The organism is Pontibacter sp. SGAir0037, assembly GCF_005491705.1.
Lineage (GTDB): Bacteria > Bacteroidota > Bacteroidia > Cytophagales > Hymenobacteraceae > Pontibacter.
The window spans coordinates 2,857,328-2,883,025 of record NZ_CP028092.1; the positions used below are offsets into that span (position 1 = coordinate 2,857,328).

28 protein-coding genes are annotated in these 25,698 nt (G+C 44.6%); 9 read left to right on the forward strand and 19 right to left on the reverse strand.

Annotation, left to right across the window (positions count from 1 at the left end):
* The first annotated feature begins 254 nt into the window (after positions 1-254).
* The 3 genes from C1N53_RS11605 (at position 255) to C1N53_RS11615 (ending at position 2,053) form a co-directional block, all read left to right on the forward strand.
* A complete protein-coding gene (locus tag C1N53_RS11605) occupies positions 255-1,304 on the forward strand; it encodes a nucleoid-associated protein (RefSeq protein ID WP_137759468.1) in 1,050 nt (349 codons plus the stop codon).
* Positions 1,305-1,415: 111 nt separating this feature from the next.
* Positions 1,416-1,844 carry a hypothetical protein gene (locus tag C1N53_RS11610; RefSeq protein WP_137759469.1) on the forward strand — a complete coding sequence of 143 codons (429 nt, stop codon included), beginning with the start codon at positions 1,416-1,418 and terminating at the stop codon, positions 1,842-1,844.
* Positions 1,845-1,861: 17 nt separating this feature from the next.
* Positions 1,862-2,053 carry a hypothetical protein gene (locus C1N53_RS11615; protein WP_137759470.1) on the forward strand — a complete coding sequence of 64 codons (192 nt, stop codon included), beginning with the start codon at positions 1,862-1,864 and terminating at the stop codon, positions 2,051-2,053.
* A 74-nt stretch (positions 2,054-2,127) separates the two neighbouring features.
* On the opposite strand, the gene C1N53_RS11620 is transcribed toward C1N53_RS11615, so the two are convergent.
* The 4 genes from C1N53_RS11620 to C1N53_RS11635 form a co-directional block, all read right to left on the reverse strand.
* The gene (locus C1N53_RS11620) at positions 2,128-2,703 is read right to left on the reverse strand and encodes an HD domain-containing protein (protein ID WP_240773201.1); all 576 of its coding nucleotides are present in this window, start codon (positions 2,701-2,703) and stop codon (positions 2,128-2,130) included.
* A gap of 101 nt (positions 2,704-2,804) precedes the next feature.
* Positions 2,805-3,302 (reverse strand): hypothetical protein, encoded by a 498-nt coding sequence (locus C1N53_RS11625; RefSeq protein ID WP_206077569.1) that lies wholly within the window; start codon positions 3,300-3,302, stop codon positions 2,805-2,807.
* Positions 3,303-3,810: 508 nt separating this feature from the next.
* The gene (locus C1N53_RS11630) at positions 3,811-4,512 is read right to left on the reverse strand and encodes a TVP38/TMEM64 family protein (protein WP_137759471.1); all 702 of its coding nucleotides are present in this window, start codon (positions 4,510-4,512) and stop codon (positions 3,811-3,813) included.
* A 22-nt stretch (positions 4,513-4,534) separates the two neighbouring features.
* The gene (locus C1N53_RS11635) at positions 4,535-5,311 is read right to left on the reverse strand and encodes a rhomboid family intramembrane serine protease (protein WP_137759472.1); all 777 of its coding nucleotides are present in this window, start codon (positions 5,309-5,311) and stop codon (positions 4,535-4,537) included.
* A gap of 145 nt (positions 5,312-5,456) precedes the next feature.
* On the opposite strand from C1N53_RS11635, the gene C1N53_RS11640 reads away from it, so the two are divergent.
* Positions 5,457-7,346 carry a glycoside hydrolase family 3 protein gene (locus C1N53_RS11640; protein WP_240773202.1) on the forward strand — a complete coding sequence of 630 codons (1,890 nt, stop codon included), beginning with the start codon at positions 5,457-5,459 and terminating at the stop codon, positions 7,344-7,346.
* A gap of 104 nt (positions 7,347-7,450) precedes the next feature.
* Positions 7,451-8,101 carry a hypothetical protein gene (locus tag C1N53_RS11645; RefSeq protein WP_240773203.1) on the forward strand — a complete coding sequence of 217 codons (651 nt, stop codon included), beginning with the start codon at positions 7,451-7,453 and terminating at the stop codon, positions 8,099-8,101.
* Between the two features lie 52 nt (positions 8,102-8,153).
* On the opposite strand, the gene C1N53_RS11650 is transcribed toward C1N53_RS11645, so the two are convergent.
* The 6 genes from C1N53_RS11650 to C1N53_RS11675 all read right to left on the reverse strand — a co-directional run bounded on the left by C1N53_RS11650 (position 8,154) and on the right by C1N53_RS11675 (position 13,705).
* Complete coding sequence (locus tag C1N53_RS11650) at positions 8,154-8,669, reverse strand: NUDIX domain-containing protein (protein ID WP_137759474.1); 516 nt, start codon at positions 8,667-8,669, stop codon at positions 8,154-8,156.
* Positions 8,670-8,781: 112 nt separating this feature from the next.
* On the reverse strand, positions 8,782-9,798 hold the full coding sequence (locus C1N53_RS11655; RefSeq protein ID WP_137759475.1) for an SDR family oxidoreductase: 1,017 nt from the start codon (positions 9,796-9,798) through the stop codon (positions 8,782-8,784).
* 110 nt (positions 9,799-9,908) lie between these two features.
* Positions 9,909-10,661, reverse strand: coding sequence for a porin family protein (locus C1N53_RS11660; protein ID WP_240773204.1), 753 nt, complete (start codon positions 10,659-10,661; stop codon positions 9,909-9,911).
* Between the two features lie 316 nt (positions 10,662-10,977).
* Positions 10,978-11,886: a M28 family peptidase gene (locus tag C1N53_RS11665; protein ID WP_137759476.1), complete on the reverse strand. Its 909-nt coding sequence runs from the start codon at positions 11,884-11,886 to the stop codon at positions 10,978-10,980.
* 205 nt (positions 11,887-12,091) lie between these two features.
* A complete protein-coding gene (locus C1N53_RS11670) occupies positions 12,092-12,679 on the reverse strand; it encodes a hypothetical protein (protein ID WP_137759477.1) in 588 nt (195 codons plus the stop codon).
* Between the two features lie 117 nt (positions 12,680-12,796).
* Positions 12,797-13,705, reverse strand: coding sequence for a membrane-binding protein (locus tag C1N53_RS11675; RefSeq protein ID WP_137759478.1), 909 nt, complete (start codon positions 13,703-13,705; stop codon positions 12,797-12,799).
* A gap of 238 nt (positions 13,706-13,943) precedes the next feature.
* Here C1N53_RS11675 and C1N53_RS11680 point away from each other — a divergent pair, with 238 nt between their 5' ends.
* On the forward strand, positions 13,944-15,116 hold the full coding sequence (locus C1N53_RS11680; RefSeq protein WP_137759479.1) for a Gfo/Idh/MocA family protein: 1,173 nt from the start codon (positions 13,944-13,946) through the stop codon (positions 15,114-15,116).
* Between the two features lie 61 nt (positions 15,117-15,177).
* A complete protein-coding gene (locus C1N53_RS11685) occupies positions 15,178-16,596 on the forward strand; it encodes a sodium:solute symporter family protein (protein ID WP_137759480.1) in 1,419 nt (472 codons plus the stop codon).
* Positions 16,597-16,636: 40 nt separating this feature from the next.
* Here the strand turns inward: C1N53_RS11685 and C1N53_RS11690 are convergent, their stop codons facing one another.
* A complete protein-coding gene (locus C1N53_RS11690) occupies positions 16,637-17,290 on the reverse strand; it encodes a hypothetical protein (RefSeq protein WP_240773205.1) in 654 nt (217 codons plus the stop codon).
* A gap of 258 nt (positions 17,291-17,548) precedes the next feature.
* Positions 17,549-18,043 (reverse strand): ferritin-like domain-containing protein, encoded by a 495-nt coding sequence (locus C1N53_RS11695; protein WP_137759481.1) that lies wholly within the window; start codon positions 18,041-18,043, stop codon positions 17,549-17,551.
* A 358-nt stretch (positions 18,044-18,401) separates the two neighbouring features.
* On the opposite strand from C1N53_RS11695, the gene C1N53_RS11700 reads away from it, so the two are divergent.
* A complete protein-coding gene (locus C1N53_RS11700) occupies positions 18,402-19,292 on the forward strand; it encodes a cyanophycinase (RefSeq protein ID WP_137759482.1) in 891 nt (296 codons plus the stop codon).
* 3 nt (positions 19,293-19,295) lie between these two features.
* Here the strand turns inward: C1N53_RS11700 and C1N53_RS11705 are convergent, their stop codons facing one another.
* Entirely contained in the window at positions 19,296-19,916 is a 621-nt protein-coding gene (locus C1N53_RS11705) for a helix-turn-helix domain-containing protein (protein WP_137759483.1), read from the reverse strand.
* Positions 19,917-20,119: 203 nt separating this feature from the next.
* The gene (locus C1N53_RS11710) at positions 20,120-20,491 is read right to left on the reverse strand and encodes a DUF3127 domain-containing protein (RefSeq protein WP_137759484.1); all 372 of its coding nucleotides are present in this window, start codon (positions 20,489-20,491) and stop codon (positions 20,120-20,122) included.
* A 228-nt stretch (positions 20,492-20,719) separates the two neighbouring features.
* Between C1N53_RS11710 and C1N53_RS11715 the strand changes: the two genes are divergently transcribed.
* On the forward strand, positions 20,720-21,664 hold the full coding sequence (locus C1N53_RS11715) for an isoaspartyl peptidase/L-asparaginase family protein (protein ID WP_137759485.1): 945 nt from the start codon (positions 20,720-20,722) through the stop codon (positions 21,662-21,664).
* On the opposite strand, the gene C1N53_RS11720 is transcribed toward C1N53_RS11715, so the two are convergent.
* The 5 genes from C1N53_RS11720 to C1N53_RS11740 form a co-directional block, all read right to left on the reverse strand.
* Positions 21,665-22,360 carry a cyclase family protein gene (locus C1N53_RS11720; RefSeq protein WP_137759486.1) on the reverse strand — a complete coding sequence of 232 codons (696 nt, stop codon included), beginning with the start codon at positions 22,358-22,360 and terminating at the stop codon, positions 21,665-21,667. It lies immediately after the preceding gene.
* 103 nt (positions 22,361-22,463) lie between these two features.
* Positions 22,464-23,453 carry a phosphotransferase gene (locus C1N53_RS11725; protein ID WP_137759487.1) on the reverse strand — a complete coding sequence of 330 codons (990 nt, stop codon included), beginning with the start codon at positions 23,451-23,453 and terminating at the stop codon, positions 22,464-22,466.
* A gap of 65 nt (positions 23,454-23,518) precedes the next feature.
* Entirely contained in the window at positions 23,519-23,986 is a 468-nt protein-coding gene (locus C1N53_RS11730) for a lipocalin-like domain-containing protein (protein ID WP_137759488.1), read from the reverse strand.
* Between the two features lie 200 nt (positions 23,987-24,186).
* Positions 24,187-24,717, reverse strand: coding sequence for a hypothetical protein (locus tag C1N53_RS11735; protein ID WP_137759489.1), 531 nt, complete (start codon positions 24,715-24,717; stop codon positions 24,187-24,189).
* A gap of 79 nt (positions 24,718-24,796) precedes the next feature.
* Positions 24,797-25,570 (reverse strand): YqjF family protein, encoded by a 774-nt coding sequence (locus tag C1N53_RS11740; protein WP_137759490.1) that lies wholly within the window; start codon positions 25,568-25,570, stop codon positions 24,797-24,799.
* Between the last annotated feature and the right edge of the window lie 128 nt (positions 25,571-25,698).

Below are 25,698 nucleotides of genomic sequence, written 5' to 3' on the forward strand. Positions count from 1 at the left end.
TAACTTGTTCAATTTAAGCCGCGCCGCTTACATAGAGTTATGTAAAAACCGTGCCAAGAAATTTAAATCAGTGGAAATAGCTGTATACACATCATTGTATATTGCTGAAGAAGAAGCGCTTATTTTTTAGCAACCTATATTCTGCATGTTGCAACAGTTCCTGATCAATAAAAACTTTAACATTATGATTCTGCTCCCTTACCTTTGCAACTATAGCAGTTCTGGGCTGCTATAGCAGTTTTGAAAATTAAAGTATGAACGAAAAAGTACAGGTTCGCCTGAATACATTAGCAGTACACCGGGTAGGAAATAAATCGAAAGAAGAAGGCGTTGTGATAGCAAAAGATCTGGTAGACCTGCGCGATGAGCAGCTTAGCCAGCTACTCTTAGGCTACTTCTTATCTCCTTTCAAACAAGAAGAATACTTCCGCTTTACGCACACCTCTGATCTGGCTTTAAATGAGTTGTTTGCATATGCCACGCTCATGTTTAACGAACCGGAAAAATTTTATGCCTATACTGTACATATTCTCAACCACCTGTATGAGCAGTCTGACCATCCGAAGGTAAAAAGCGGAGAGCTATACGTAGCTTACTTTTCAGGCTGCTTAATGGAAGAAGACTATGTGGATGCCATTGGCATTTTCAAATCAGAAAACAAAGATAACTTCCTCTCTTTTGAAGAAGCTGGCGGCGACCTGAGCATGAGCTACCATGCAGGCATCAACCTGAAAAGCGTAGACAAAGGCTGCCTGATATTTAATACCGAAGCAGAAGATGGGTACCGTGTAAAACTGGTAGATGCGAACAGCACCGATGCCCTTTTCTGGAAAGAGGATTTTTTGGGCGTTGCTGAAATTAAAGACACCAACTTTAATACAAAAACGTACTTAAACCTTTGCAAAGACTTTTCAGAAGAAGTATTTGCAAAAAGTGAAAGTAAAAAAGAACAAATAGATTTTATCAGCCGCTCCGTAGATTACTTCTCCAAGAACGATAACTTCAATTTGGAAGAATTTACCAGCAGCGTGATCGATGAGCCTGAGTCGGCAGAAAGATTCAAGAACTATAGCCAGGCTTTTGCTGAGGAAAGAGACATTGAAGGTTTCCAGGATTTTGCCATCAACAAAAATACGGTGCGTAATATGAAACGGAAGTTCAGAAATTTTATAAAGCTGGACACACAGATAGAAATTAAGTTTAGCGGCTACAATCCGGAGCAAAGTGAGCAGTATGTAGAGCGTGGGTTCGACGAAGAACGAGGCATGCACTTTTACAAAGTCTTTTTCCATAGCGAATCGTAACCCAATAAAGTTTGATCTAAAAAACAACACCCGCACTTATGCAGCTAAGCTAGCTTAGTGCTGTTATTTAGGAACAGAATTTGCAGTAGGAGTGAAAACAAGAATAAGCTTATGAAACAGTTAACGTTTGCTATACTTTTTACCGTTATAGCCTTTGCCTCGTATGCACAAGGCCCCAACACACAGGCAACCCAAACGACCTCTAAATCTCTGGAGCAACGGGCCGAAGAACTAACAGCCGGCATGGCAAAGAACCTTCGTTTAACTGCTGCCCAGGTTAAAAAGGTGCAGTCTATTAACCTGCTGAGCATGCAGCAGGTGGAAGATGCCAGACTAAAGTATAAAACAGATCCCAAGCAGTTTGCACAACAGATGGATGTGATCAGCCAGACAAGGCTTTCACAAATCAAAGATGTGCTTACTCCACAGCAGTTTGCACAGTACCAGCAAAGGCGGGAAGAGAAAATGGGTGTACCTAAAGAAGCACAGAGTAATCCGTCCAGAAGTACCCAGGAGCAGAGCTATCAGAACCAATACTAATTGGCAAAACAACAGACATGCAAATCAAGAAGAAAGTAAAAATGAATCTGGCTCCTGCCGCTTCACGCTTCGAGGCCCTGAACGATTTCGTAAAAGCTGCTGAAAAAGAGAATTGGTCTGAAGCAGAAATTCAAACCGTGATAGATGAAGTAGTGGAGGCCAGTGACAATAAAGAAGGGCTGGAGGTTTTAAGATACTACAGCACCTGAGCTAACCAAACCTTATACCTGATGCAGGATTATAACAAAAGCGGCTACCTTTCCTCTGGAGGCAGCCGCTTTTGTTATGCCTCTCCCTGAAGCTGGGGTTCTAAGCCAAGCTCTTCCTGGTGCTGTTGCAACACCTGTATAATAAAGGCGATATGCTCTTTCAGCTCCACCCCGAAAAGTTCAGCTCCCAGGCGTACTTCATCACGATCAACGGATGCGGCAAAACTTTTTTGCTTCAGTTTCTTCTGAACAGAATTAGCTTCCAGTCCGCTCAGCCTGGCTGGCCTTACCTGGGCACAGGCTACTATAAAGCCTGTTATCTCATCACAGGCTATCAGCGCCTTATCCAACGAGGTATCGTAAGATACGCCCCATTTTGTATAGTGCGCCGATATGGCATGGGCCATTTCCGTTTCGCCTCTTTCCTCGAGCAACCCTACAATAACTTTCGGATGCTGTTCCGGATAGGCCTGGTAATCGGCATCATGTAAAAGGCCGGTTATTCCCCATTTTTGTGAATCCTCTCCTAACTTTTCTGCATAGGCTTTCATAACCAGCTCAACAGTACGAGCGTGGCGCAGAAGACTTTCACTTGTTGTCATTTGCTGAAGCAAAGCTTGTGCTTCTTCTCTGGTTATAGACATCATCATACCTTTAATCTTCAAATTAATGGATTATCTACACCAATGGCAAAACGGAGAGGTATTTTAAGTTAGAGATGAAGGGGAAATGAGAGAGGCTGTTGAGGCTGCTAATCAAGCTTAGCTACTTTCACTTCATTCCAGAAGCCCATCACCCCATCCTGACGGCCAACTAAAATGTCAATTCTGTTTTTAATTCTTCTGTGCATGGTATCTCTTACGATATACAGTCCATCAAGTTCATCTGAAATACCTGTTACCCACAGAGAATCACCGTATTCTATATCGCCACCCCAGCGGCTATGCAAATCTCTCGAGACTGCTATCCAACGGTGTTTGCCGGGGTTCTTTTTATTGATTCTGGATCCGTCTGCCGTAGTGAAGGGATCTCCCTGCGTCTGGCCTACTTCCGGGTAGTAAACTGAAGCAGAAACTGTAAAAGTGGCAGGGGCTTTATCAACAGGGGGTTCTTCAACATCATTAGGGGGCCATTCTAGTTCAATATTTTCTGCTTTAGGTTCAGAAGGTTCTGCTTGAAATGCTGAAATCTCATCAGCAAAGGCCACAAAAATGGAAAATGCAGTCGCTAGTAATTTATACTTTAACATAGGCAATCCGTTTAGTGGAACATCATTTTTAAAACAATAAACCGCTTAAACGGAACTTAATTGAAAGAGTTATACTATGTTACTCCTCTAGCATATAAATCAAATATTTTAATACAAACAGATGCAATAAGTATTCTGCAAAATATTATTTAAAAATTCAAAATAAATCTTTAACTATATAGGTAAACAGGTGGCTGCGGCTGGTTACTAGAATTATTGCAGCTCTTTTTGTTAAATCTCATTACAAGTATTTGATTATCAAATATTTGAAATTAAAGCACAATTCTTTTTTCAGCTCTTGTTCCAGGCAGGAATTACTTATATATAGGCTTGTTTACTCAAAATGCACAGGAGGCTATATAACTGGTTGTGCATATGAGGTTATTTTTCTTAAAATATTTTTTCAGGGAGCCTTATTTCAGGCAAAATGTGCTGTTAAGATTTTGCTAAAACGGGTTGGATTTTTTTCACCTGCTCTGCTTAGAAACGGACATATAAACAGCATTTCTTAGTCCTTCTTCCGAACGTATTTGTCGTACAGCACATAGCCAATAAACCCAGCCAGGCTAACAGCCGAAACCCAAATTAAACCTGATTTTAAACGGTCGTTATTCTCTCCCAGCCAGGCAAGTAACACCGTAAGCGGTATAATGCCGCCCAGTGTGGCACTTATAAACTTGATGTATCCCATACCCGCCAGACCTGCCACAAAACTTACAGCGTCATTCGAAAGGAAAGGGGAAATCCTGGCAATAACTACCGCCCATATGCCATACTCTTCCACAAAGCCTTCTACTTTTTTCTCTGCTTTACTGCCAATTAACCTGCTCACCCCCGCTTCTCCTAAACCATGACCGATCAGGTAAGCAATGGTAGAAGCCACCAGTACAGCTACGATAGCAATTAGCGAACCCCATATTGGCCCATAGGCAAGAATGGCAACCAGCATCAATAATACGACATTTACTACCAGCAGAAACATTTGCGCCACCATAGCTAATATAATAAAGAAAGGCCCCCAAAAACCAAACTGATTTACCCATTCCGAGATCCGTTCTTCTTCGCCGCTGGTCATTACCTGCCATCCCTCCCTTATGGTTTCCTGAAAAGCCGGTATAAAAAAATAAGACGCTACTAAGCCAACAAGAATGAGTCCCGTTAAGACTAATGGCCATTTGCTCTGCTTGGTTTCTCCTTTATTTTCTGTCATAAGGTATCGTAACAATATGTACTTATGACGCAGGAGGAGAAGCAGGGGTTATGATATTCGTCGTGGTATTTTCTTCCGGGCCGGCAGAACCGGCATATATAACTTTCGGCTTTTCAGATGAAGAGGTAATGGTATAAATAATGTGTATATTGTTGTATGCTGCACCAAGAGTACTGCTCAGGTGCGGATGGTTCAGGTTTAGTTTGCTGGCCGGTTCATCAGGCTCACCTGCCGGTGTAGTCTTTTGCCGGCTATCGGTTGCCAGAGAAGCCACCAGTCCTGCTATCATTCCGCCTATATGCCCTTCCCAGGAGATGCGCTCTTCGTTCGGGAACAGGCCATAGAACAGCCCGCCGTATAAGAACAGCACCGCCAGCGATACAGCCCATGATCCTCTGTCGCGCCGGATCAGGCCATTAAATAAAAGAAAACCGGCCAACCCGTATACCACTCCACTTGCACCTATATGATAGGCCTGCCTGCCAATAAACCAGGTGAGCACACCGCTTAGCACATACACCAGCAAAAATACCTGCCCGGCTGTTTTTCTGTACTGAAACAGAATAAAGCCTGAGAGTAATACCAACGGAAAAGCATTTGATAGCAAGTGCGTCAGACCGCTATGTACCAGTGGCCCCGTCACGATGCCTATCAGTCCAAAAAAGTGGCGTGGTAATACACCTAACCATACCAGGTCAGCATCAGTGAGATAAGTAAGAAAGCTGATCAGGCAAAGAAGCAGAACAAACAATGTTCCTGGTAAAAAACTATAAGCAAAACGAGAATTCTCTTCCTTCATTATTATTCTGGTGCATGCAGATCTCTACTAAAACAATACCTGCCGTTTAAAATTTCGTACGTTACATTTCCTCCGGCGCAGCTTTGCTGATGTAAAGCTGCGGGCAGCAAAGAGGCACAACAAATTAATTTAAAGCAAGTATTACATGTGGCATTCAGCTTCTACAATACAAATGGACCACTGGCACCTCCTTCTGAACAGGCAATATACATTATTATTAAAGGCAGGTTTTATTTTACTGGCGTCTAGTTTATTTTCGTGTAACGGGGCCGATAACAAACAAGCACCAACAGCTACGGCCGGTCAGCAGCAGCAATATATTCCACCAGAAGAAACGTATGCCACCCATCCTCCGGCCAATGTCATAGAGGCACTGGAGAGCCCTTCCCGCTGGGTAGATTCTGTATTCAAAACACTAACGCCGGACGAACGAATTGCACAGCTTATCATCATCGAAGCGTTTTCTGATAAAGGCCCTGGCTACGAAGCCGATGTGATGCGCCTCATTAAAGAGTATAAGGTTGGCGGCATTATTTTTTTCCAGGGGGGCCCTGTCAGGCAGGCAAAGCTTACCAACAGGTTTCAGGCTGCCTCAAAAGTGCCTTTACTTATTTCGATGGATGCAGAAACCGGTGTGGGCATGCGCCTCGACAGCACTGTACAGTACCCTTTCCAGATGCAGTTAGGTGCCCTGGAAGACAATGGCCTTATCTATAAAATGGGTGCCGAAGTGGCTTCTGAATTTAAGCGGCTGGGCATGCATGTTAATTTTGCTCCTGTTGCTGACATCAATAATAATCCGCTTAACCCCATTATCAGCTACCGGTCTTTTGGAGAAGACAGATTGGCTGTGACTGCCAAAAGCTTGGCTTACATGCAGGGTATGCAGGATAACGGCATCATTGCCACCGCCAAGCATTTTCCGGGGCACGGAGATACAGATATTGACTCGCATTACGACCTCCCTATTATTCCGCATAGCAGGGAGCGGCTGGATTCGCTGGAGCTCTATCCTTTCAGAGAGCTTATAAAGCAAGGCATAGGAGGTATGATGGTGGCACACATGCACATTACACAACTCGACTCTACCAGTAACCTTCCCTCTACCCTTTCCAAACCTATTGTATCGGGGCTTCTGAAACAGGAATTAGGGTACAAAGGGCTTATTTTCACAGATGCCATGGTCATGAAGGGTGTAACCAAGTACTTTCCGCCCGGCGAGGCTGAGGCCCGTGCCCTGCAGGCTGGCAACGATATACTCGAACGCCTGAACAGTGTGCCCCGTGCTATCAGAGAAATAAAGCAAGCCATTGCCAGAGGTGAGCTAACGCAGTCCGAAATAGACAGGCGCTGCAAACGTATGCTGGCTGCCAAGCAATGGGTAGGCCTGGATAAGTATAAGCCTATCGACCTCAACAACCTTTACGAGGACCTGAACCCACCTGTGGCTGACAGTACCAACAGAGCGCTGGCAGAGGCATCGCTAACGCTGTTGCGCAATGCTAAAAACAGTATTCCGGTTAAACAACGCAGAAACACCAGGATTGCCACTGTTTCGTTTGGCGCTGTGCGCCCAACCGCTTTCCAGCGCTTTTTCAAGAGGCAGTATACCACTACAGATTTTATCATTTCTCGGAAAGCGAATGCGAAGGAAGTCCAGAAACTCCGGCAACAACTCCGCAATTTTGACCTGGTAGTTGTCGCGTTATATGGCCCAAGTACCAGACCCAGCAATAACCTGGGATACTCAAAAGAAGCTGCGGCGCTGGTTACAGAACTGGCGGCAGGCAATAAAGCCCTGATTACGTTATTTGACAACGCCTATGCACTCAACCAATTTGCTGGCATCGAGCAAAGCCGGGTGTTACTGGTAGCATACCAGGCTCACTTTCACGCCCAGGAAGCAGCCGCCAAATTGTTGGCCGGAGACATACCCGCCAGGGGGAAGTTGCCGGTAACTGTTAATTCTAACTTCTTGTTAGGCGACGGCATCAACAAAGATAAACCACTGATTGACCTGCTTAGTATCTTGTAAGCCTGCAATACGTAAGGAAAAGATTGATAAATAACAGAAACACTATGCTACCCACTATATACAATGTACTTAAATCAGCAGCCATATTAGCTGTTGTCTGCTGTATGATAAGCTGTGATGGAAACCCGGCTTCTGAGAACCGGGAAATAACAGTAGACCCTCACTCAGATGAAGATACCGTATCGGTGATGAAGACCGGAAAAACTGCACAGGACAGGCTGGAAGAGCTTCGTGCCTGGATGAACGAAAAAACCGACCGTGCAGACACAGCCATTCGGGCTGACTGGCCAGAGGTAAGGGAAAAGCTGCGCGAACGTAATGCACAGATCGAACAAGGCTTCGACAGCCTGACCACCGAATCGAAAGAAGAGTATAAGCGCCTGAAAGACCGCTACAGCCAATGGGAAGAAAGGCAGGAGCGCCGCCAGCAAACACCCCTTGACCCACAGAAAGTAAACCAGTGGGAAGAGCAGTTGCTCCGGGAATATGCTGCTCCGGGGTCCATTACTACTCAGAATGTGCGGGAAGCTTATTTAACTTTTATTGGCGCAGTCCGGACAAAGCGCCAGAACTGGTCGGATAGCGACTGGGATTATGTAGACCATGTGTACAGCCAGCTAAACCAGCGCAGGCGGCAGCTCGAAGGTAACATTTCCAGCGGTGATAAACTTAAAATCCGCTCGTTGCAGGCAGAGTACCTGACATTAGAAGGCACGGCAGATGCCCGCAGCCTGATGCGTGATATGCGCAACTAGAACCGGCAACTGTAAAAGTGCCTGCGATTGTTATAGCGCAGGCACTTTTATTTTATCTGTTTTTTAACTGCAGCCACTGCTGCGCAATAATAGTTTTGGCATCTTCTGTTACCAGTTCCTGTAGCTCTTTCGGACTAAAGGTGATAATCTCGATTTGCTCGTTTTCCTCATCCTTCCCTCCTCCGCTGCTATGCTGATGCGAAACCTCTGCATAATACAGGAGCACTCTTTCGGTAATGCCCCCGGGTGAAGAGTAAAAGGAACAGATGTATTCCAGTTTATCGATAGCAAACCCGATTTCTTCTTCCACTTCGCGCCGGATACTTTTCTCAGGATCTTCTCCCTCATCCACCATGCCGGCCACTATCTCTATCAGATCAGATTCGGGGCCAACCCTATATTGCTTCGTCAGGATGTACTTACCCTCCCCTGTATGATAGACCAAGGCGGCTACCGCTTCTCCTCTAATAAACTGTTCCCGCACAAAGCTTTGCCCATCCTGCTCCACAGTTAATTTGTCGATTTTAAAAAAGCCATCGTAAGCTCTTTCACGTTTTTTTATCTGCATATTCTACATAAATTTCTCATAAGGCAGGTTATGCCATTGCAGCTGTACTACCAGCGGCTCCATCTGCATACCCAAAATTAACATGAAATTGTGTTATTCAATTTCCGGTTTCTTACTCGTTGTTTTTCTGTGCTGCTTTTTGCGTACGCGAGGTTAAACCAGACATAGATAAGGCCGACTCGCTCTGAGACCCTTTCACCCTGTTTTTACCAATGCCACCCTCTCCCGGTAGCACCTTGTTTACGAGCGAAAGTAGATCTGTTGTAACTGAGGGAGAAATGCCATGCAGCAGGGCTGCAGCTTTGGCAGGCAGTGTAGTAGTTACTTGAGCATCGCCATGGCGCAGCGCATTTAAAATAGTGCGTGCCGTTTGCTCTGCACTGTTAGATGTAAGCGGGCTTGAGTCCAGTATCTTAAACAAGGCATATTCTTTCTTGTGCTGGCCTTTTACAAAAGCCTGTCCAGTGCTACCTGTACGCATCAGTCCGGGAGTGGCTGTAGTAACCAAAATGTTGTACTGTTTCAACTCCGCTCTAAAGCCTTCTGATAACCCTACCAAAGCGAACTTACTTGCATTGTATGGGAGCAGGTGCGGTACACTAACCTTACCTCCGATAGAGGAAACATTTAAAATACGGCCGCCACGCTTCTTCATGCCGGGTAGTACAGCAAGCGTTGTATACACAGGTCCCCAGAAATGCACATCCATTGCTTCTTTAAAATCTTCCACGGTAACCTCTGCCACCGGACCAGCATGAATCATCCCGGCATTATTGATCAGCACATCAATAGGGCCAAACTCTTTTTCTACTTTCTCAATCATGCCCTTTACCTGCTCTTCTATAGAAACATCACAGGTTTCTATTATCACATCGGCACCGTTTCCGGCCAATTCCAGCCGGGCATTTTCGAGTTGTGCCCTGGTGCGGGAACATAGCACCAGCCTTGCACCCTCGGCAGCCAGCAGCCTTGCCATAACTAGGCCAAAACCTCTGGCACCTCCTGTTATCAGTACAACTTTCCCTTTAAAGCTGTAGGCTTTGGCTTTTCTTGAAATGGCCCTGGCAGCCAGCAAAGCTCCTGCTCCTGCAGCCAGCCACCATAAATTTCTTTTGTCTGTAGATCTCATCTGTTATCCTGTTCTTTATGCATTACAGGCCCTTACATACAAAAGCCTGCCTTATTGCATTACAATACGGCAGGCAGTAGCAGTAGTTGAACTTAAAAATAACAGCTTCTTTATCTCTTTTTTGAGAAGATATCGTTGATCTTGCTGGGCGTATACATTACCCTGATCGCAGCAATAGCAAAATGATCTGATTTCCCTCCAGCCATAATGCGAGGTCCTATATTGTCCAGGTAATCAGATGTGGTATAGTGGTACATCAACTCAGGCGCCACACTTATATAATCAGAAAATCTGAACCGAAGCCCGCCTCCAAAGGGTACTACACCCGCAATGGCAGGATACTTCCGCTCAGGATCATAGGTCATTCCGGATTCGTTCAGGCTACTACTTTCACTCGGGTATGAAGTGGCTGTATAGTATATAAAGCCTCCACCTACTTTTACATAAGGTACAACAAAGCGCTTTCTGGAAGATCTGTAATTGCCGGAGCCGCTATAGCTATCCAGCAAATTAATAATAACAGAACCAGACACTTCAATTACTTCGCTCTGAAAAGCAACATTCAGTTCAGGCACTTTCTCCTTCGCGCCCAGGCGCAGGTAATTTGCCTCTACATTTATTCCCCAGGTGCTCGTCATTTTATACAAAGCTCCCAGGCTCACATAAGGCCCAATATTGTTGCATGGCAAGCTGCCGCATATATCACTTTTTACCCCTGTCGCCCCTACTCCGGCATATAGCACCAGCCCTTGCTCAGGTATATTGCTTCGGCCAACTTTCCGCAGGAAACTCGACTGCGCAGCAACAGGTAATACAGTAAATAATTGGAAAACCAGAAGGAAAACAAAGCATTTCCTGCCCATAATATCAATAGATTATAAAGTAAAAGGTAGTACCTGAAGCTCCTGACAGAAGCAATTACACTTTACATAACGAAGAAAGAGACATACACATACTGGTGCAGCTTTCAGGCCAGACAAAGATGTAGCACCTTTGTCTTCTACAGATAGTACGGCTTATATAAAAAAAAGATAATATACTTATCCCTGAAAAGATAGCAGGATGAGAATACCCACAGCTCCAGAACGTAAACAAATAAAGCTATCGTACAGCCTTCAGTACAATAGCTTTAATGTTTTATACCAGGTATTTAATAGAGTATCGGGAATAAAGTAAAAGCTACTGCTTCCGTTTATCCAGTTCGGCATCTGCCAGCTTAATAAAATCGATAACCAGGGCAGCAGCATCCGGATAAAAAGCTGCATTTACATTGCTGAATTCATCGGTTGCCTTATGGTAATGCGGATGATCTTCCACACCGAAATAAACATACGGAATCTGGCGCTTATGAAACTGGTAGTGGTCTGACTGGTTGGTCCAGTCGTCGTGCCCCTGCTCAGGCTTATCGTGTCCCAGCACCAGCTTTGCCTTGGCTCTCGGTGCAACTTTATCCAGGAGAGGTTTCAGGAAAGGGTAATGATGCGTGCCACTGGCATAAAGCTCGCCCTTGCTGTTAATGCTGAGCATGTCCATGTTTACATTCAGCAGTATATGCTGAAGCGGCACCGGAGCACTTTCAAGAAAAGCATTTGCGCCCTGCAGGCCAAGTTCTTCTCCATCGAAAGCTGCAAAAATGAGTGTGTGCCGGGGCTTGTGCTGCCTAAAATAAGTTGCCGCAGCCAGTAAAGCCCCCACACCAGAGGCATTATCGTCGGCCCCGTTAAATACCTCTCCCTTGTTAGTGCCAATATGGTCGTAATGTGCCGAGATCACAATTACATTATCTGATTTGCCGGGAATATAGCCGATCAGGTTAGTGGCCTTATCTACTACCACCCGCTTTGAATCAATTTTAAAAGGCTGCTCATAAGTGCCCTTAAACTCCTTCAGGCCAATCTCTTTAAATCTGGAAACAATGTAAGCCTGCGCCATACGGTTACCCTCAGTGCCACTACGCCTGCCCGCCATCGAGTCGGCAGCAAGCACCTTCACATCCTGTAATAATTGCTGTGGCTTCAGTACCGCCTTTTGTGCGAGTCCTGCAAAGGGTATAGCCAGAAATAATAAAACAAACAGCTTTTTGCTCATAAGGTAAAAGAGTTTTAGTATCGGGTTAGTTGACAGGTATAGGTTGCGAAGAATTGCTAAACCAGCAGAAAACGGAGCTAAAGGCTTTTTACAGGTAACAATACTTTATTTTATATGGCTTCCAAATTAGATATTTTAGCCTAATCTACCTAAAAGAATTTGCAAGGGTATCTCAACAAAAAAGCCAGGTAAAACCTGGCTTTTCTTATTTGTTAATGCTGATAAAACGAGGCAACTCAAAAGGCCCTACCGAAGTTTGAATGGTAGGCTTGATCTGTAGCGATATAGCTGGCCTGTTTTCTTTATTTTCCTGCGAAAGCAAAGTAGCCAGCTGAATAATCCTGTTAAAGTCTACCCGACCGTTTTCCTGGGCAAACACAATGGGAGTAGTTACAGCAAGCGTATTCAGCCCATCGTGCAGTTCTACCGGCTCATTAATCAGGCCGCTTAAAGTATGCTGTCCGTCTACTAGTAGCTGCCACTTCAATTGTGTAACTGTCATGGTACGATCTTTACTTCCTTCGCCAAGCTCTACATTTAAGCCGATCTTAGAAAAGGCTGATAACTTATTTTCGGAGATGGCAGAAAACAGTACAGCGGCATCCCCGAAAGAAAAGTCTTCTGCCCGCTTTTTATTCAGCAGGTTAATTCCGTTCAGGCGCATTTCGTCTATGCCACTTAAACTATAGGTTGCATCTCTGAAGGCATCAACATCATTCTTGGTACTACAGGCTGCACTAAACAGGACCAGGAGCAACAAAAGCGGGTATATAAAAATCTTTTTATTCATCATTTTTTGTAAACAAAACAGGCTGGAAAAAATTTCCTCCTTTATACAGGAATCAAAGATAAGCACTTTCTACTAACTGCAAGCGAGTGCCTGCCTTTGCAGATGGAACCAGGCAGCATATTAGCTTAAATAGCCAACCCGCTGCCCGTTTTTATTAATAAGCACTCCTTTATCTGTTATGAAAAGAGCGTTCAGGTAATCACTCTCAAAATAAAAAGGCACCTCCCGGCTATTGGTGCGCGCCAGCTTGCCAATTACTTTCAGCCCGTCTTTGGTTACATGTACCAGGTGCATGCGTGTTGTCAGGAAGAACTGCTCGTTTGGCGCTGCCGAAAAGTTAACTTTTCGCAAAATATACTTGCTGTCCAATACCTGGCGGCTATCGGTGCGCTGTGTCTGCACTGCTACCGGCTCCGACACCTCCGGCTTTGCAGCCCTGGAAGCTACCTGTGAAGGGCGAAGGGCATTACCTGTCTGGCCGGCACTGGCTACAATCTGCTCATCGGCACTGCTCCAGCCTTTGCTGATAGCCGCTAAACGGTAGCTGCGGCCCGGGTGTGTACTGGAGGTTCTTTCTTCTGACAAGAGTTTAATGGCTGCCTGTGCATCTTCTAAGCTCGCCCCCATTTTTCGCAGCACAAAACCAGAGAACTCATCAGCCTCGAGTTCGTCGGCCGGATTACTGCCCGTACGTGATAAAGTATGGCCATTTAAATGATGCCCAATTTCATGCGCCAGTATACTTACACCTGCCCAGTCGGTTCTGACGGCATTGTTTATCGAATTCAGGAACTGCTCGTTGTAGAGTATATAACGTTTGCCGTTATATACTACCGCAGCTGCATTCTCTATGTTTGCTGCCCTTAGCTCGAACCTTGGTTTTAGGCCAACTACTTCAATAATTTCATCTATGATATCTCGTGGTGCGGGTCTTATAGCCTCGTATGCGTCGGCCGTTGTTGCTACAGGTAACGCAGATGCTAAAAGAGGAGCAACTACAAGCGCCACCATAAATGCCAGTTTCTTCATGTATGTCATATTTGCTTTCCCTGTTTTTATAAATGTCCGTCATCTTTCTAAACGAAAAATGCTTTACCGGATGTATGAAACTATATGCAAGTATTTTGCCAAAAATACCTGCGGGGTAAAAAGCCGGTACGAACAACACAGAATCTTTTATACCTGCAATTCTATCGTTAGCAGCACATTAACGGCAACTGCGGATTCCGCTACCACGTTATTCTTTTGAATTAAACGTACTATTAAGATGCCACAGTCAGAACCAAGCAAAGAAAACCAGCGACGAACCTTTCTGCTGAAGGCAGGATATGGCGCTGTAGCAGCAGGCATAGCCAGCCTTGTTCCATCTATAACAGGCTCTGAAGCCAGGGCACAAAATCAATCATCAGGTATGATAGCACCAGAGAAAAAAGTAGGGTGGGCCATTGTTGGCCTCGGCAAATTTGCGACGCAGCAACTAATGCCTTCTTTTTCACAATGTAAAAAGTCTAAATTGGTAGCCTTGGTGAGTGGCGATGCCGAAAAAGCAAAGAAATACGCTACAGAATATGGCATAGCTGAAAAGAACACCTATAACTACCAGAATTATGACAATCTTCGTAATAACCCTGAGGTAGATGTTATTTACATCGTACTGCCCAACAGCATGCACGCCGAATACACTGTGCGTGGGGCACAGGCGGGGAAGCACATTATGTGCGAAAAGCCAATGGCCACCTCTGTGGAAGACTGTGAGAAGATGATAGATGCCTGCAAAAAGGCGAACAAGAAGCTTATGATTGCCTATCGCGCCCAATACGAACCCTATAACCTGAAAGCTATAGAAATGGCCAGAGAGGGAAAACTGGGAAAACTACGCCTGATCACCTCCGAACATGGCCGCCACCTGAAGCCGGAGGAGCCTAGCGATAAGTGGCGTGCCCAGAAAAAAATGGCTGGCGGTGGTTCGCTGATGGATATTGGCATTTACAGCCTCCAGGCAGCCCGCTATATAACAGGCGAAGAACCTGAAGAGGTAATGGCAATGATCTACTCCGATCCGAAAGACCCCAGGTTTAAAGAAGTAGAAGACCGGGTGAATTTTATGCTCCGTTTCCCAAGTGGCGTACAGGCGAATTTATCCTCCGGCTACAGCTACCACGAAACCAAGCGCTTTTCTGTTTTTGGTACCGATGCCCGCCTCGACCTGGACCCGGCAACTGATTATTATGAACATAATATGCATGTTGCTACAAAAGATGCAGAAGAGCAGCGCAAGATAAAAGAGGACAACCAGTTCTCCCTGGAGATAGACCACATGTCTGAATGTATCCTGGAAAACAAACAGCCTAAAACACCCGGCGAAGAAGGCCTGCGCGACATCAGGCTGATGATGGCTATTTACGAATCGGCCAGAAAAGGTGCGCCGGTAAAAGTATGATGGCAGGCAATGCCGGCATAAGTTAGATTTATCTTTATTTTCGCAGGATAAAGAAAATCTTATGCTGGCACTTTTCATCCTGCTTTACTTGCTTGTTAATGTTGGTATTGGCTACTGGGCCTCCAGAAGAGTTCATAACACACAGGACTTTTTGCTGGCCGGCCGGAAGCTGCCATTTTATATATCTACTGCTGTTGTCTTTGCTACCTGGTTTGGCTCCGAAACGTTGTTAGGAGCTTCTTCGGAGTTTGCTCAGCATGGGCTGCTGGGTGTGATAGAAGATCCTTTCGGAGCTGCCTTATGCCTGGTGCTGGTGGGTTTGTTCTTCGCCAAACGCCTTTACCGCATGAACCTGCTTACCATAGGCGACTATTACCGCATACGCTTTAACCGGAGCACAGAGCTTATCTCGTCGTTCTTCATGGTTATCTCTTACTTTGGCTGGATAGCCGCGCAAATGGTAGCGCTCGGTATTGTACTTAACCAGGTATTCGGACTTTCGACAATGGCAGGTATTATATGTGGCTCCCTGATAGTAGTTGGCTACACGTTTATGGGTGGCATGTGGTCAGTATCTATTACCGATTTTGTGCAGATGCTCATGATCATAGGTGGCCTTCTCCTGATTACAGGTACATTGCTTATTCAAACGCCGCTTGAGCAGCTTACGCAGCAACTGCCAGCCAATTTCTTTGACTTTACGCCCCGCGCTGCCGGTCCTGTGACATGGCTGAACTATTTTGCCATGTGGATTACCATTGGCTTAGGCTCTATCCCTCAGCAGGATGTGTTTCAGCGGGTAATGTCGGCCCGCACGGAGCGTGTGGCTGTTGCATCCTCTATAGGAGCCGGTTTTCTATACCTGACCGTAGCCTTCCTGCCGCTGCTGCTGGCCCTTTATGCCAAAACGCTACACCCGGAACTGCTGGAGCAGGACGCCCAGCTACTGGTGCCAGGCCTGATACTTGGCTTTTCTTCTTTATGGGTGAAAGTGCTTTTTTTCGGGGCCTTGCTTTCAGCCATTATCAGCTCGGCCAGCGGTGGTATTTTAGCCCCTGCCTCCATTCTAAGCGAGAACATGTTGCGCCCATTACTGAAAATCAACAAGGACAAGCAATTGCTTCTTCTCTCGCGCCTGAGTGTGCTTTTAGTAGCTTTGGTTTCGCTGGCAATGGCATTAATGCGCAGCAATATTTATGAGTTGGTAAGTGAATCGTCTGCCCTGAGCCTGGTAAGCCTGTTTGTGCCGCTGGTGGCAGGCATGTACTGGAAAAGAACCACTTCTGCCGCTGCCATCTTTTCTATTTTTGCAGGTATGGGTGCCTGGCTCCTGGCCCTGTACCTGGATACCGCCATTAATCCTATGCTTTACGGACTGGCAGGCAGCATGGCAGGCTTATTGCTCGGCATGTTATTTCCCTCATCGTCTGTTGCCCTTCAACAGCCAACACGCAAAGAGCAACCCTATAAGCAAGCCTAAGCAAAAGGGGCTGTATTTTTGCCCTATACGAGGTCTCACCTCAACTACCTGCTGGTTTAGATACTGTTATGTAATTTGGAGCTTCTATGTTTCCCACTGGTGTTTTTACAGTAGGCTTTATTTTGAAAGTGATGTTTTGCCTGATATCTCCCTGTTGTGCTATCAGGGTAATTAATCTGTTCAGGCCAGCATAATTAGGCTGCCCTTCTTCCTGGGTTAGCAGTACAGGTGTATTAATGGGTATTGTATTAAGTCCTTCCTGCAGCACCATCGTCTCCTCTACTATACCTGTGAGTGCGTCATCGCCATCTACCTGCAGCAGCCATCTCAGGCTGGTAACAGTCAGGCTTCTGTCTTCACCAGGTTCTTGTAGCGCCACATGCAGGCTTAGCCGAGCACTTAGGCGCAGGCGGTCTGTTGTTAAAGTCAGCAGCAAACTATCGCGCTCGGTTGCCGTTAGCCTTTGCCCTGTCTGAAGCCTTTGCTCCATATCTACCCCATTCAGCTGCACATCCTCAACACTTTCCAGCCTGTAAGTAGCTTCTGTAAAAGCTTTGATATCCTGTGCTTGCCGGCAATGTGTTGCCACAAACAAGAACACAAACCCGGACACATACCTGATAAAAGCTTGCGCTACGCTATAACGCCTGCCTTTTCCAACTGCTATCGTACTCTTTATAATTTGACTGCTCATATTTATCGCTTAAACTTATATGCTACTATACGAGCAGATTCAAATGCAGTAGGTTTAGAAAAATGTTCCTTCTTTTCGTTTTTGTTAAGATAAAACAGGGCAATACTTAAACCATCTATCTCATGATTTTAAAGCAAGAAAGGCTGGTACACGAAATGTGTACCAGCCTTTCTTATGTGAACAAAACCCTGTTTCTTTCATACCTGCTGGGTAGAGCCAGGCGAAAGCACAGAGTTTCGTTCCTGATATTTTGAAAGATTATTTTTCTGCCTTCGTGTTTACAGAAGACTCTGCAATCTGAGTCAGTTTCATGTCTGTGTCTTTTTCTTCGCTTAGAATAGACTCCAGCAAACCAATGGCTTCACCATCAATCCCTAACTGCTTCGCAAAAGTGCAAAGCGTACCATAACCGGCGATTTCGTAATGCTCAACACGTTGTGCCGAAGCTATCAGCGCCGCATCCATTACAGCAGGGTCAGCATCTTCGCTCATCATATCGCTGGCTTCACGAATAATGCCTTCCATGGCTTTACACTTTTCGCCGGATGCTTTTTCTCCCAGTATGTCGAACACCTTCTCTAAGCGCTCAATCTGTGATTTTGTTTCCTCCAGATGCATCTCAAAAGCAGAACGAAGTTTATCAGAAGAAGCCTGTTCCATCATTTTTGGAAGTGCTTTTGTGATTTGGTGCTCTGCATTATAGAGATCCTTTAATTCATGAAGAAAAAGGTCATTTAAATTGTTAAGTTTCATAGCTTGGAAAGGTTTATCGAACAATAGTTTTTGTATTAAGCTTGTGAAATTTCTATACGGCAGGCTCTAAGGTTGGTTAAAAAATTTAAATAAAATCAGGTAAACAGCCTTAATTTTATAGTTGACCAACATGCCAATATAATATTATCTATATAAACTAATTTACAAGCGGTACTTTTAGTTACAGGTGCAGCCGCTTACGTAAAAGCAGCAGAAGCCTTTGGCACCACTGCGGCTAAACGCAACGTAATTACTTGAAACAGGTATGCCTGCTATAAGCTGCAGATTTACTTTTAATAGAAGTAGCGCTTTTATTGGCCGGTAAAAATTATACAACAAATTCAGAATAGCATAACAAGTGAGAGAACCAAAAGGAAAACTAATAGCTGTTGGCGGAAATGAAGACAAAGGAACTTACCCAAACCCGAAGTCCAAAAATAAGTATTACCTCGATTTTTTTGAACTTGGCATTCTCAAGCGATTTTTAAATGAAATACCTTCTTCGGATCCTGTTATAGAAGTAATTACCACAGCCTCTATGATTCCGGAAGAAGTAGGTGAACGGTATGCAGAGGCCTTTGCCATACTGGGTGCACAACACATTCACATGATGCACATCCGGAACGAAGCAGATGCAGCCAGTTCGGAGTACCTGAACCGGATCAGGAAGGCAGATGCGGTTATGTTTAGCGGAGGCAACCAATCGAGGCTCACCCGAATTTTTGGTGATACAGAATTTCTGGATATCCTGAAAAACCGCTATTGGCACGAAGAGTTTGTAATAGCAGGAACCAGTGCAGGCGCTATGGCCATGTCAGAGGTGATGATCAAGGGTGGCAGCTCTACTGAGTCGCTGTTACGAGGCTCTGTTAAAATTGGGGAAGGCTTGAATTTTATTGATGAAGTAATCATCGATTCTCATTTTATTGCCCGGGGCCGGTTCGGCAGATTAATGGAATCGGTGGTAATGCACCCGAAAACCATTGGCATCGGTTTGGGAGAAGACACCGGAGTACTCATCAGTAAAGGGCATATTATTGAAACAATTGGTTCTAACCTAGTTGTAATTGTAGATGGACACAGTGTTGGCTATACCAATATTAAGGATGTTGAGGTTGGCAAACCGGTTGCGATCGAAAACATGGTGATGCATGTTCTTGCCAAAGGCAACATCTATAATATAGAGACGCGGGAATTCTTTAAGGACGAAGAAGCCATGCTTCGCGGCGATAGCAGATCTGAAAGTTAAGCCTCAGCTCAACGTATAAAATTCTTCTTTTTCTTTATCGTGCAGGCGTAGATAACCATGTATCACCAGCTTTACCAAAATGCGATAGGCTCTGCGCTGGGAAATATTCACTAGTTTCATATATTGCCGGAGTGTGAGGCGGGGATTCGTTTGCAGGTATTCAATGGCAGCGTTCTCAAGCCTGTCCAGGGGCAGCAATTCTGCCCGCTCCTCCTCCACTTCCAGCGCCTTATTTACCATTTTACTCGTCTGCACACTGGTATCCTTTACCCGCACATAGCCACGCCAGTCGTCGTCTTTTACTTTTGCAAAATGTGGTTTATACCTGCTTTCCGGGATAATCACTTTTAACACCGTAGCCCCATCTACTTCTTCCTCTTCGTACAGCATAGCCACTGGCGGATCGCAGTAGAAATTAGCCGCCAGCTCCAGGGTATGCTTTTCTTCTTCGGGATCTACACCGCTGATGCGGCCATTGTCTTTTACCCCGATCAGGATAATTCCGCCTTTTGTATTGGCGAAAGAAACCATTGTTCTGGCTATTTTTTCGGGTTGTGTAACGCGCTGCTTAAAATCTACCCTATCGTTCTCTCCAAGCAATATAAGGCGCTGCAGTTCTTCCATAGAATACAAGTAAAATGAAAGCGATATCTAAAGCTTAACGCCTAAAACCATTGCTTCTTATTCTATCATTCGGAAGATGAGCTATAAAAGTTTAAGCGGGCCACTTATTCATTCTGCCTGTAGGCAGAGAGAGTTGATGCTGATGGAGTTAAAAATCTATGCCATAAAAAAAGCGAGCTAGGCTCGCTTTTCGTATCGTTTATTTAGAATGGCAGATCATTGTCTGCATCGCTGCTATAGAAAGATGGGGCTGCTTCTGCCTGAGCAGGTGCTCCGGCCGGTGCGCCAAACTGGTTAGAGGCACTCTCGATACGCCATGCCTGTAAGTTAGTGAAGTACATGGTAGTACCATTTTTCACGAATGGCTTGCCTGTTAAATTAAATGTTACTTTTACTTCGTCACCTGCTTTGTACTGGTCAAGAAGGCTGCACTTGTCCTGCGTTAGCTGAAACTTAACATACTGAGTATAAGAACCGTCAGGAATCTCCAGCACAAATTCGCGCTTTCTGAACTTATCACTAACTTGTTGCTCCTCAAAAGATTCGTACAGCTTTCCTTGGATATCAAACGACATAATTAACTAATTTTAATTGTAAGTATAATAACAAAGATACTCAATTTTAGCTTCAGGTTTGAGGACGAAAGGTTTAAAAACCATAATTTTTTTTGTCTCAACCAACAGTACGACAAAAGAAGGCGTAGAGGGTTTTTAAGAGTTATGAGTTCTTATTCTGGAAGTATAGCAATATCTGGAGAGCTGAGACAAGATAGTAATTCATAATTGCAGTTAACATACAGGCCGATGAATAAATTTTCTATTGCCATACATGGAGGAGCAGGCACAATTACTCCTTCCTCTATGACGCCAGATAAAGAAAAAGCATATAAAAAAGCGTTGACTGATGCCCTGAGTGCTGGTTATACTATACTGGCAGGAGGTGGCGATGCGCTGGATGCAGTGCAACAGGCGGTACAGCTACTAGAAGATTGTCCGCTCTTTAATGCAGGCAAAGGCTCTGTGTTTACCAAAGAAGGCAAGCACGAAATGGATGCCTCTATCATGTGTGGCAAAACGCTTGAAGCCGGTGCCGTGGCAGGTGTTTACAATATCAAGAACCCTGTTAAACTGGCCAGAGCCATTATTACGCACTCCGATCATGTGTTTTTAAGCGGACACGGGGCGGAAGAATTCGCCAGGAAGCACCGTATTGCCTTTGAGCCGGAAGAGTATTTTTTTGATGCCTTGCGTTACGACCAATGGCGGGAAGTCCGTGATTCTGACAGGTTCATGCTAGACCATACCGTGGAACCGGAAACCGGAGAAGGTAAAAAGTTCGGAACAGTCGGAGCAGTAGCCCTCGATGTAAAGGGTAATCTGGCAGCTGCTACCTCAACCGGCGGCATGACGAACAAAAACTTCAATCGTATTGGAGATACTCCGGTTATAGGTGCCGGTACGTATGCCAACAATGCCACCTGCGCTGTTTCCTGCACCGGCCACGGCGAATATTTTATTCGGGCGGTAGTTGCCTACGACGTTTCCTGCCTGATGGAATACAAAGGGTATAGCCTGCAGCAGGCCTGTGAACATGTAGTAAGCGACAAACTGGTAAAATTTGGTGGAGAAGGCGGTTTAATTGCCATAGATACCACAGGCGCTGTTGCCTTACCTTTCAATTCGGCAGGCATGTACCGTGGCTACAGAAAAAACAATGAAGAAGCAGTTGTGGCTATCTACAAAGCCTGATTACCTCTCAAATACAGCCACTGCTCTTACGGGAGAACCTGTACCTCCTCTGATTTTTAAAGGCAGGCCGATAAAGCGAAACCGACCGCGCCCTACCAGAAGGTGCAGGTTGATCATGTTTTCATAGTGGGTAAAACCAAGTTCGCCACAGATTGCATGCACTTCTTTATTACCTAGTCCGGAAACGCCGGGCGACATGGTTTCCACTCCAAAGGCAGCGATATGTTGATTGCCTAACCAGCGCGCTGCCGCAGGACTTACACCTGGACCGTTGATCCAATTTTCCTCCCCAAACGCCTTTCGGTAATGGTCGGTATATAGCAGAATCGTATCACCCTTCTTTATCTCTTCGCCAGCTTTTATACAGGCTTCTTCTATTTCAGATGGTTCTATTAATTCTCTGATGCCTTTGTGTGAAAAGTCGAGGCAGATACCTTCTGTATAAAACATAGAAAGCGGCATAGTTTCGATAGATTGCCCCCTGTTTTGACGGCCCATGTGGTTTAGAGCATCCACATGCGTACCTGTATGCTCCCCCAGTTCCAGCCTGTTTACACTTGGCGAAACAATATCAGAGTTTGTAATTCCCTCCCACTCTTCGTGCGAGCTGTGCATTGTTATTTTTACTTCCGGTAGCCCCTTATAAACAGGCATTCCGGAAAATATCTCCTGGCTCAGGTCTATTATTTCGAACATAAATTACGTTATGTATAGTACCGACTGTTTGCAGCAACCATCAAATATATAATTATCAATGACTTAAAAGAGCCTTCCAAGTAAATATTTCTGTTGAGGCACTTTATACAACCTCCAGCTGATGGAAAGCTATCCACTTTTTCAAAGAGCCGATAAATCTTTTCAGATGATCTTCATTCAGAAAAATATTCGACCAGGTATCAAACTTTTTACACTGCATACTCAGGAAAAAGAGCATCACACTCAGGCAGGCCGTAGGCAAAAGCCGCCTTTCTTCGTTAGATAGCTGCACCACAGATTCATACCCGCTCAGGAAGCTTTCTGCTTTAAGTTCATAGGCTGCTTCGTCCAGGTTTGTATGGTAGAGTTGAAATAAGAAATAGGAGATATCGTAACACAGCAGGCCATTCCCGCAAAAGTCGAAGTCAAAAATGGTAACCCTGCTTTCACCCTCAAAGTGCATGTTATCGAACCACATGTCCAGGTGCACAGCACCCTTCCTCACCTGCTCCTGCTCTACCTTTTCAGCTTCCCCGACCAGGTAAGCTGTCAGTTTCTCCACAAAAGCCATCTCTTCTGAACCAGCACCAAAGAAAGCTGCTGTAGTCTGGTATGCATCGGTAAGTAAAGTTTTGGAAGTGTAGCTAACCCGATTTAGGTTATAGTCTTTTGTAGCCTGATGTATACCCGCCATGGCAACTCCAATCAGGTAGCTTAGCTGCTGGCTAAACTTTGCATTCTTTTTACCTTCTGCGAACGAAAAGAGTACTCCAAACCTTAAGCCTTCAGGTGCCTGTATTGCCTGAAGGTACTCTCCTCTGGCATCGGCAATCGGATAAGAAACAGAAAGGTGTTGCTGTTTGAGGTAGTGCAACAGACGTACTTCTTCCGATATCTCTTCTCTGGTACGCCAATCAAATGTATATACTCTAAAAACATACCTGTTGCCTCCGTCGGTCACCAGGTACAGGTGATTCATTCCGGTTCTGATCAGTTTACATACAGCACCGGAACTGAGGTGATAGTTGTTTTGCAGCAGTTGCCCGAGATGAGATGCCGAGAGTGTCGATTCGGTTACCGGAAATATATTCATTTGATGTCTGGAAAGGGATGCAAACATGTACGCTCAGATGGAGAAGGGTTTATACTTTATAGTAGCTATTCTTTTACCCGGATATACTTCTCTATGTTCAGCCTGTTTACGCCTGCACTTTCTACCTTTTCTATGCCATATTGCAGAAGTGTGTCATTTTTAATGGAGATGGTAAACGTAAAGTCATTCCCTTCCCACTCTCTTGCACTGCAGTATTCTAAATGTTCGGTATATACACTATCTTCTAGCTTGTAGGTACCTCCGCCAGCCACAAAAACAGCAGCAGAATCTTTTCCCTGGTTCAGGTCATGCTGTAAAAAGGCAAAGTGTGTGTTGTTGATGATTTTAATAAAAGATTTGTCTCCGGTATAGTCTGTTATCACTGTATCACCGTTTTCAATCAGGGTACCATTCAGCAACTGCCAGGTACCAACAATTGGTGTGGCCTCTGCCACTGACCCCGTATTTTCAGTTCCCGCCTCACATGAAGCAAGAGCCACACTCACCAGTATACAGACGATTTTTCTTGCCATGTGTTTCTTGTCAGGTATAGCTTTGATCTTAAACTATTGCAGCATTAAGCGTATGCTCCAACAGGTTAAACCTGCATCAAAATAGCTATAAAACAATATTTTTGCTAGCGTTACAACACCTTTAGATTGATAACTTACAAGTCTCTCAGGTAAACAGCACGCGAGGTCCTCAGCTGTGGTATAATTGTTAGACTCTGTTATTATTCCGGTATCTCTACTTTTGCCTGCTTGGTGTTTATGTTTGGATATTCTGCCTGCATAGCTTTATCAAGTTCTTCCTTTTCATTGCTGAACGACACCAATTCTTTATCAAAATGCCAGGTACCAAGATAATAAACAGCATTATCCGCAATTGTAAATGAGTATTGTTCTAAGTCAGCTTGCTGAACCTGTCCTTTCTTTAATTCGTCAGCAACTTTCGACGATTCTACTCCTTTAAAAATATATTCTGTAAAAATTTTGCCCCCATACCACTTACTTTGAGTCCACCAATAATTAAGTATCTTATAAGTTCCAGGCTTTATGTAAAAGCAAAAAGTATTTTCCTTGGCTGATTTGAATGTCGGCTTCACACGAAAGCTGAGAATTTCATTGGTCTCAACATTTACAATTCTGATATCTTGCGCGAACCCACCACTGCTAAAACCTAGTCTCTGTACAAAATTCCCATATATGATAGCATCATTACTTTTATCAGAGTCGTGTTTAGGAACAGCATCTAATTGTCTCATATTTTGTCCGTTAACCTTAAAGGTTAGAAAAGCGGACAATACAAGAAAGATATAAAATTTTAATTGCATTTATTTATAATTATGGATAATAGATTTGGCACTTTTCATGGGCTACAGCTTGTATTGCAGCCAGTTTTTTATGCTTCTTTTTGTTCCAAGCTACTACCTCAACTCCTGTAGAATAATGGTTTAAATTAGGTGTACCGCTCAATAGTTTGCCAAATCTGGGGTATTTTACATCCATACACTTCATTTCGATCTCAAATGTTGGCCATTCGATATGGTGAATCTCAAATTCATTGATGGAGGTGTCTGTGTCTTGGAACAAAGCATATCTCTCTGTTAACCATTTGTCAAGTTCGGTTTTCTCAGACATTGGCGAGCCAACTTGGTACCTTAGTTCAAGCCTATCTTTAAAACTGCTGTTTTTAGACCAATAGTGGTTTTCTTCCCTCTTTATTTTTGAGTGTCGGTAAGGCAGCTCTGATAGGCTCTTGGCGACTTGACAAGATATTTTTGTTCCACCCTCAATGCTCAGGAAGTAAACGCCTGTTTTATTCTTATGCTTCACATACGTCCGAATGTTGATTTCGTGAAAGTCAGATATAGGAGAGAAAGAAGGAAGATTTCTTGGCCTTATTTTTTCCATTGTGAAAGCTACCAACGACACCCATGGCTTGCCTTCAAACAAGTCAATCACTAAGTCGCCAGGTACAAACTTGCTTAGTTCATTAATGTCTGCCTGCCAGTGTAGAAATACCGCATTATTCCATTCCTGATAATACTGCCAGTTTCCCGTTGGAAGTACCCAAGGTCGGTGTTCTGTTTTCTTCAGTATCTCTGTTATTCTCATCTCCTAATCCTGACTAACGTCAGTTAAAACACAAAATTTTGCTTCATTGTATACTATCACTAATATTAGCTTAGGCAATTAATAGAGTTTCTTCATATAGGAAACTTGTAACGTATGTTGAATAAAGC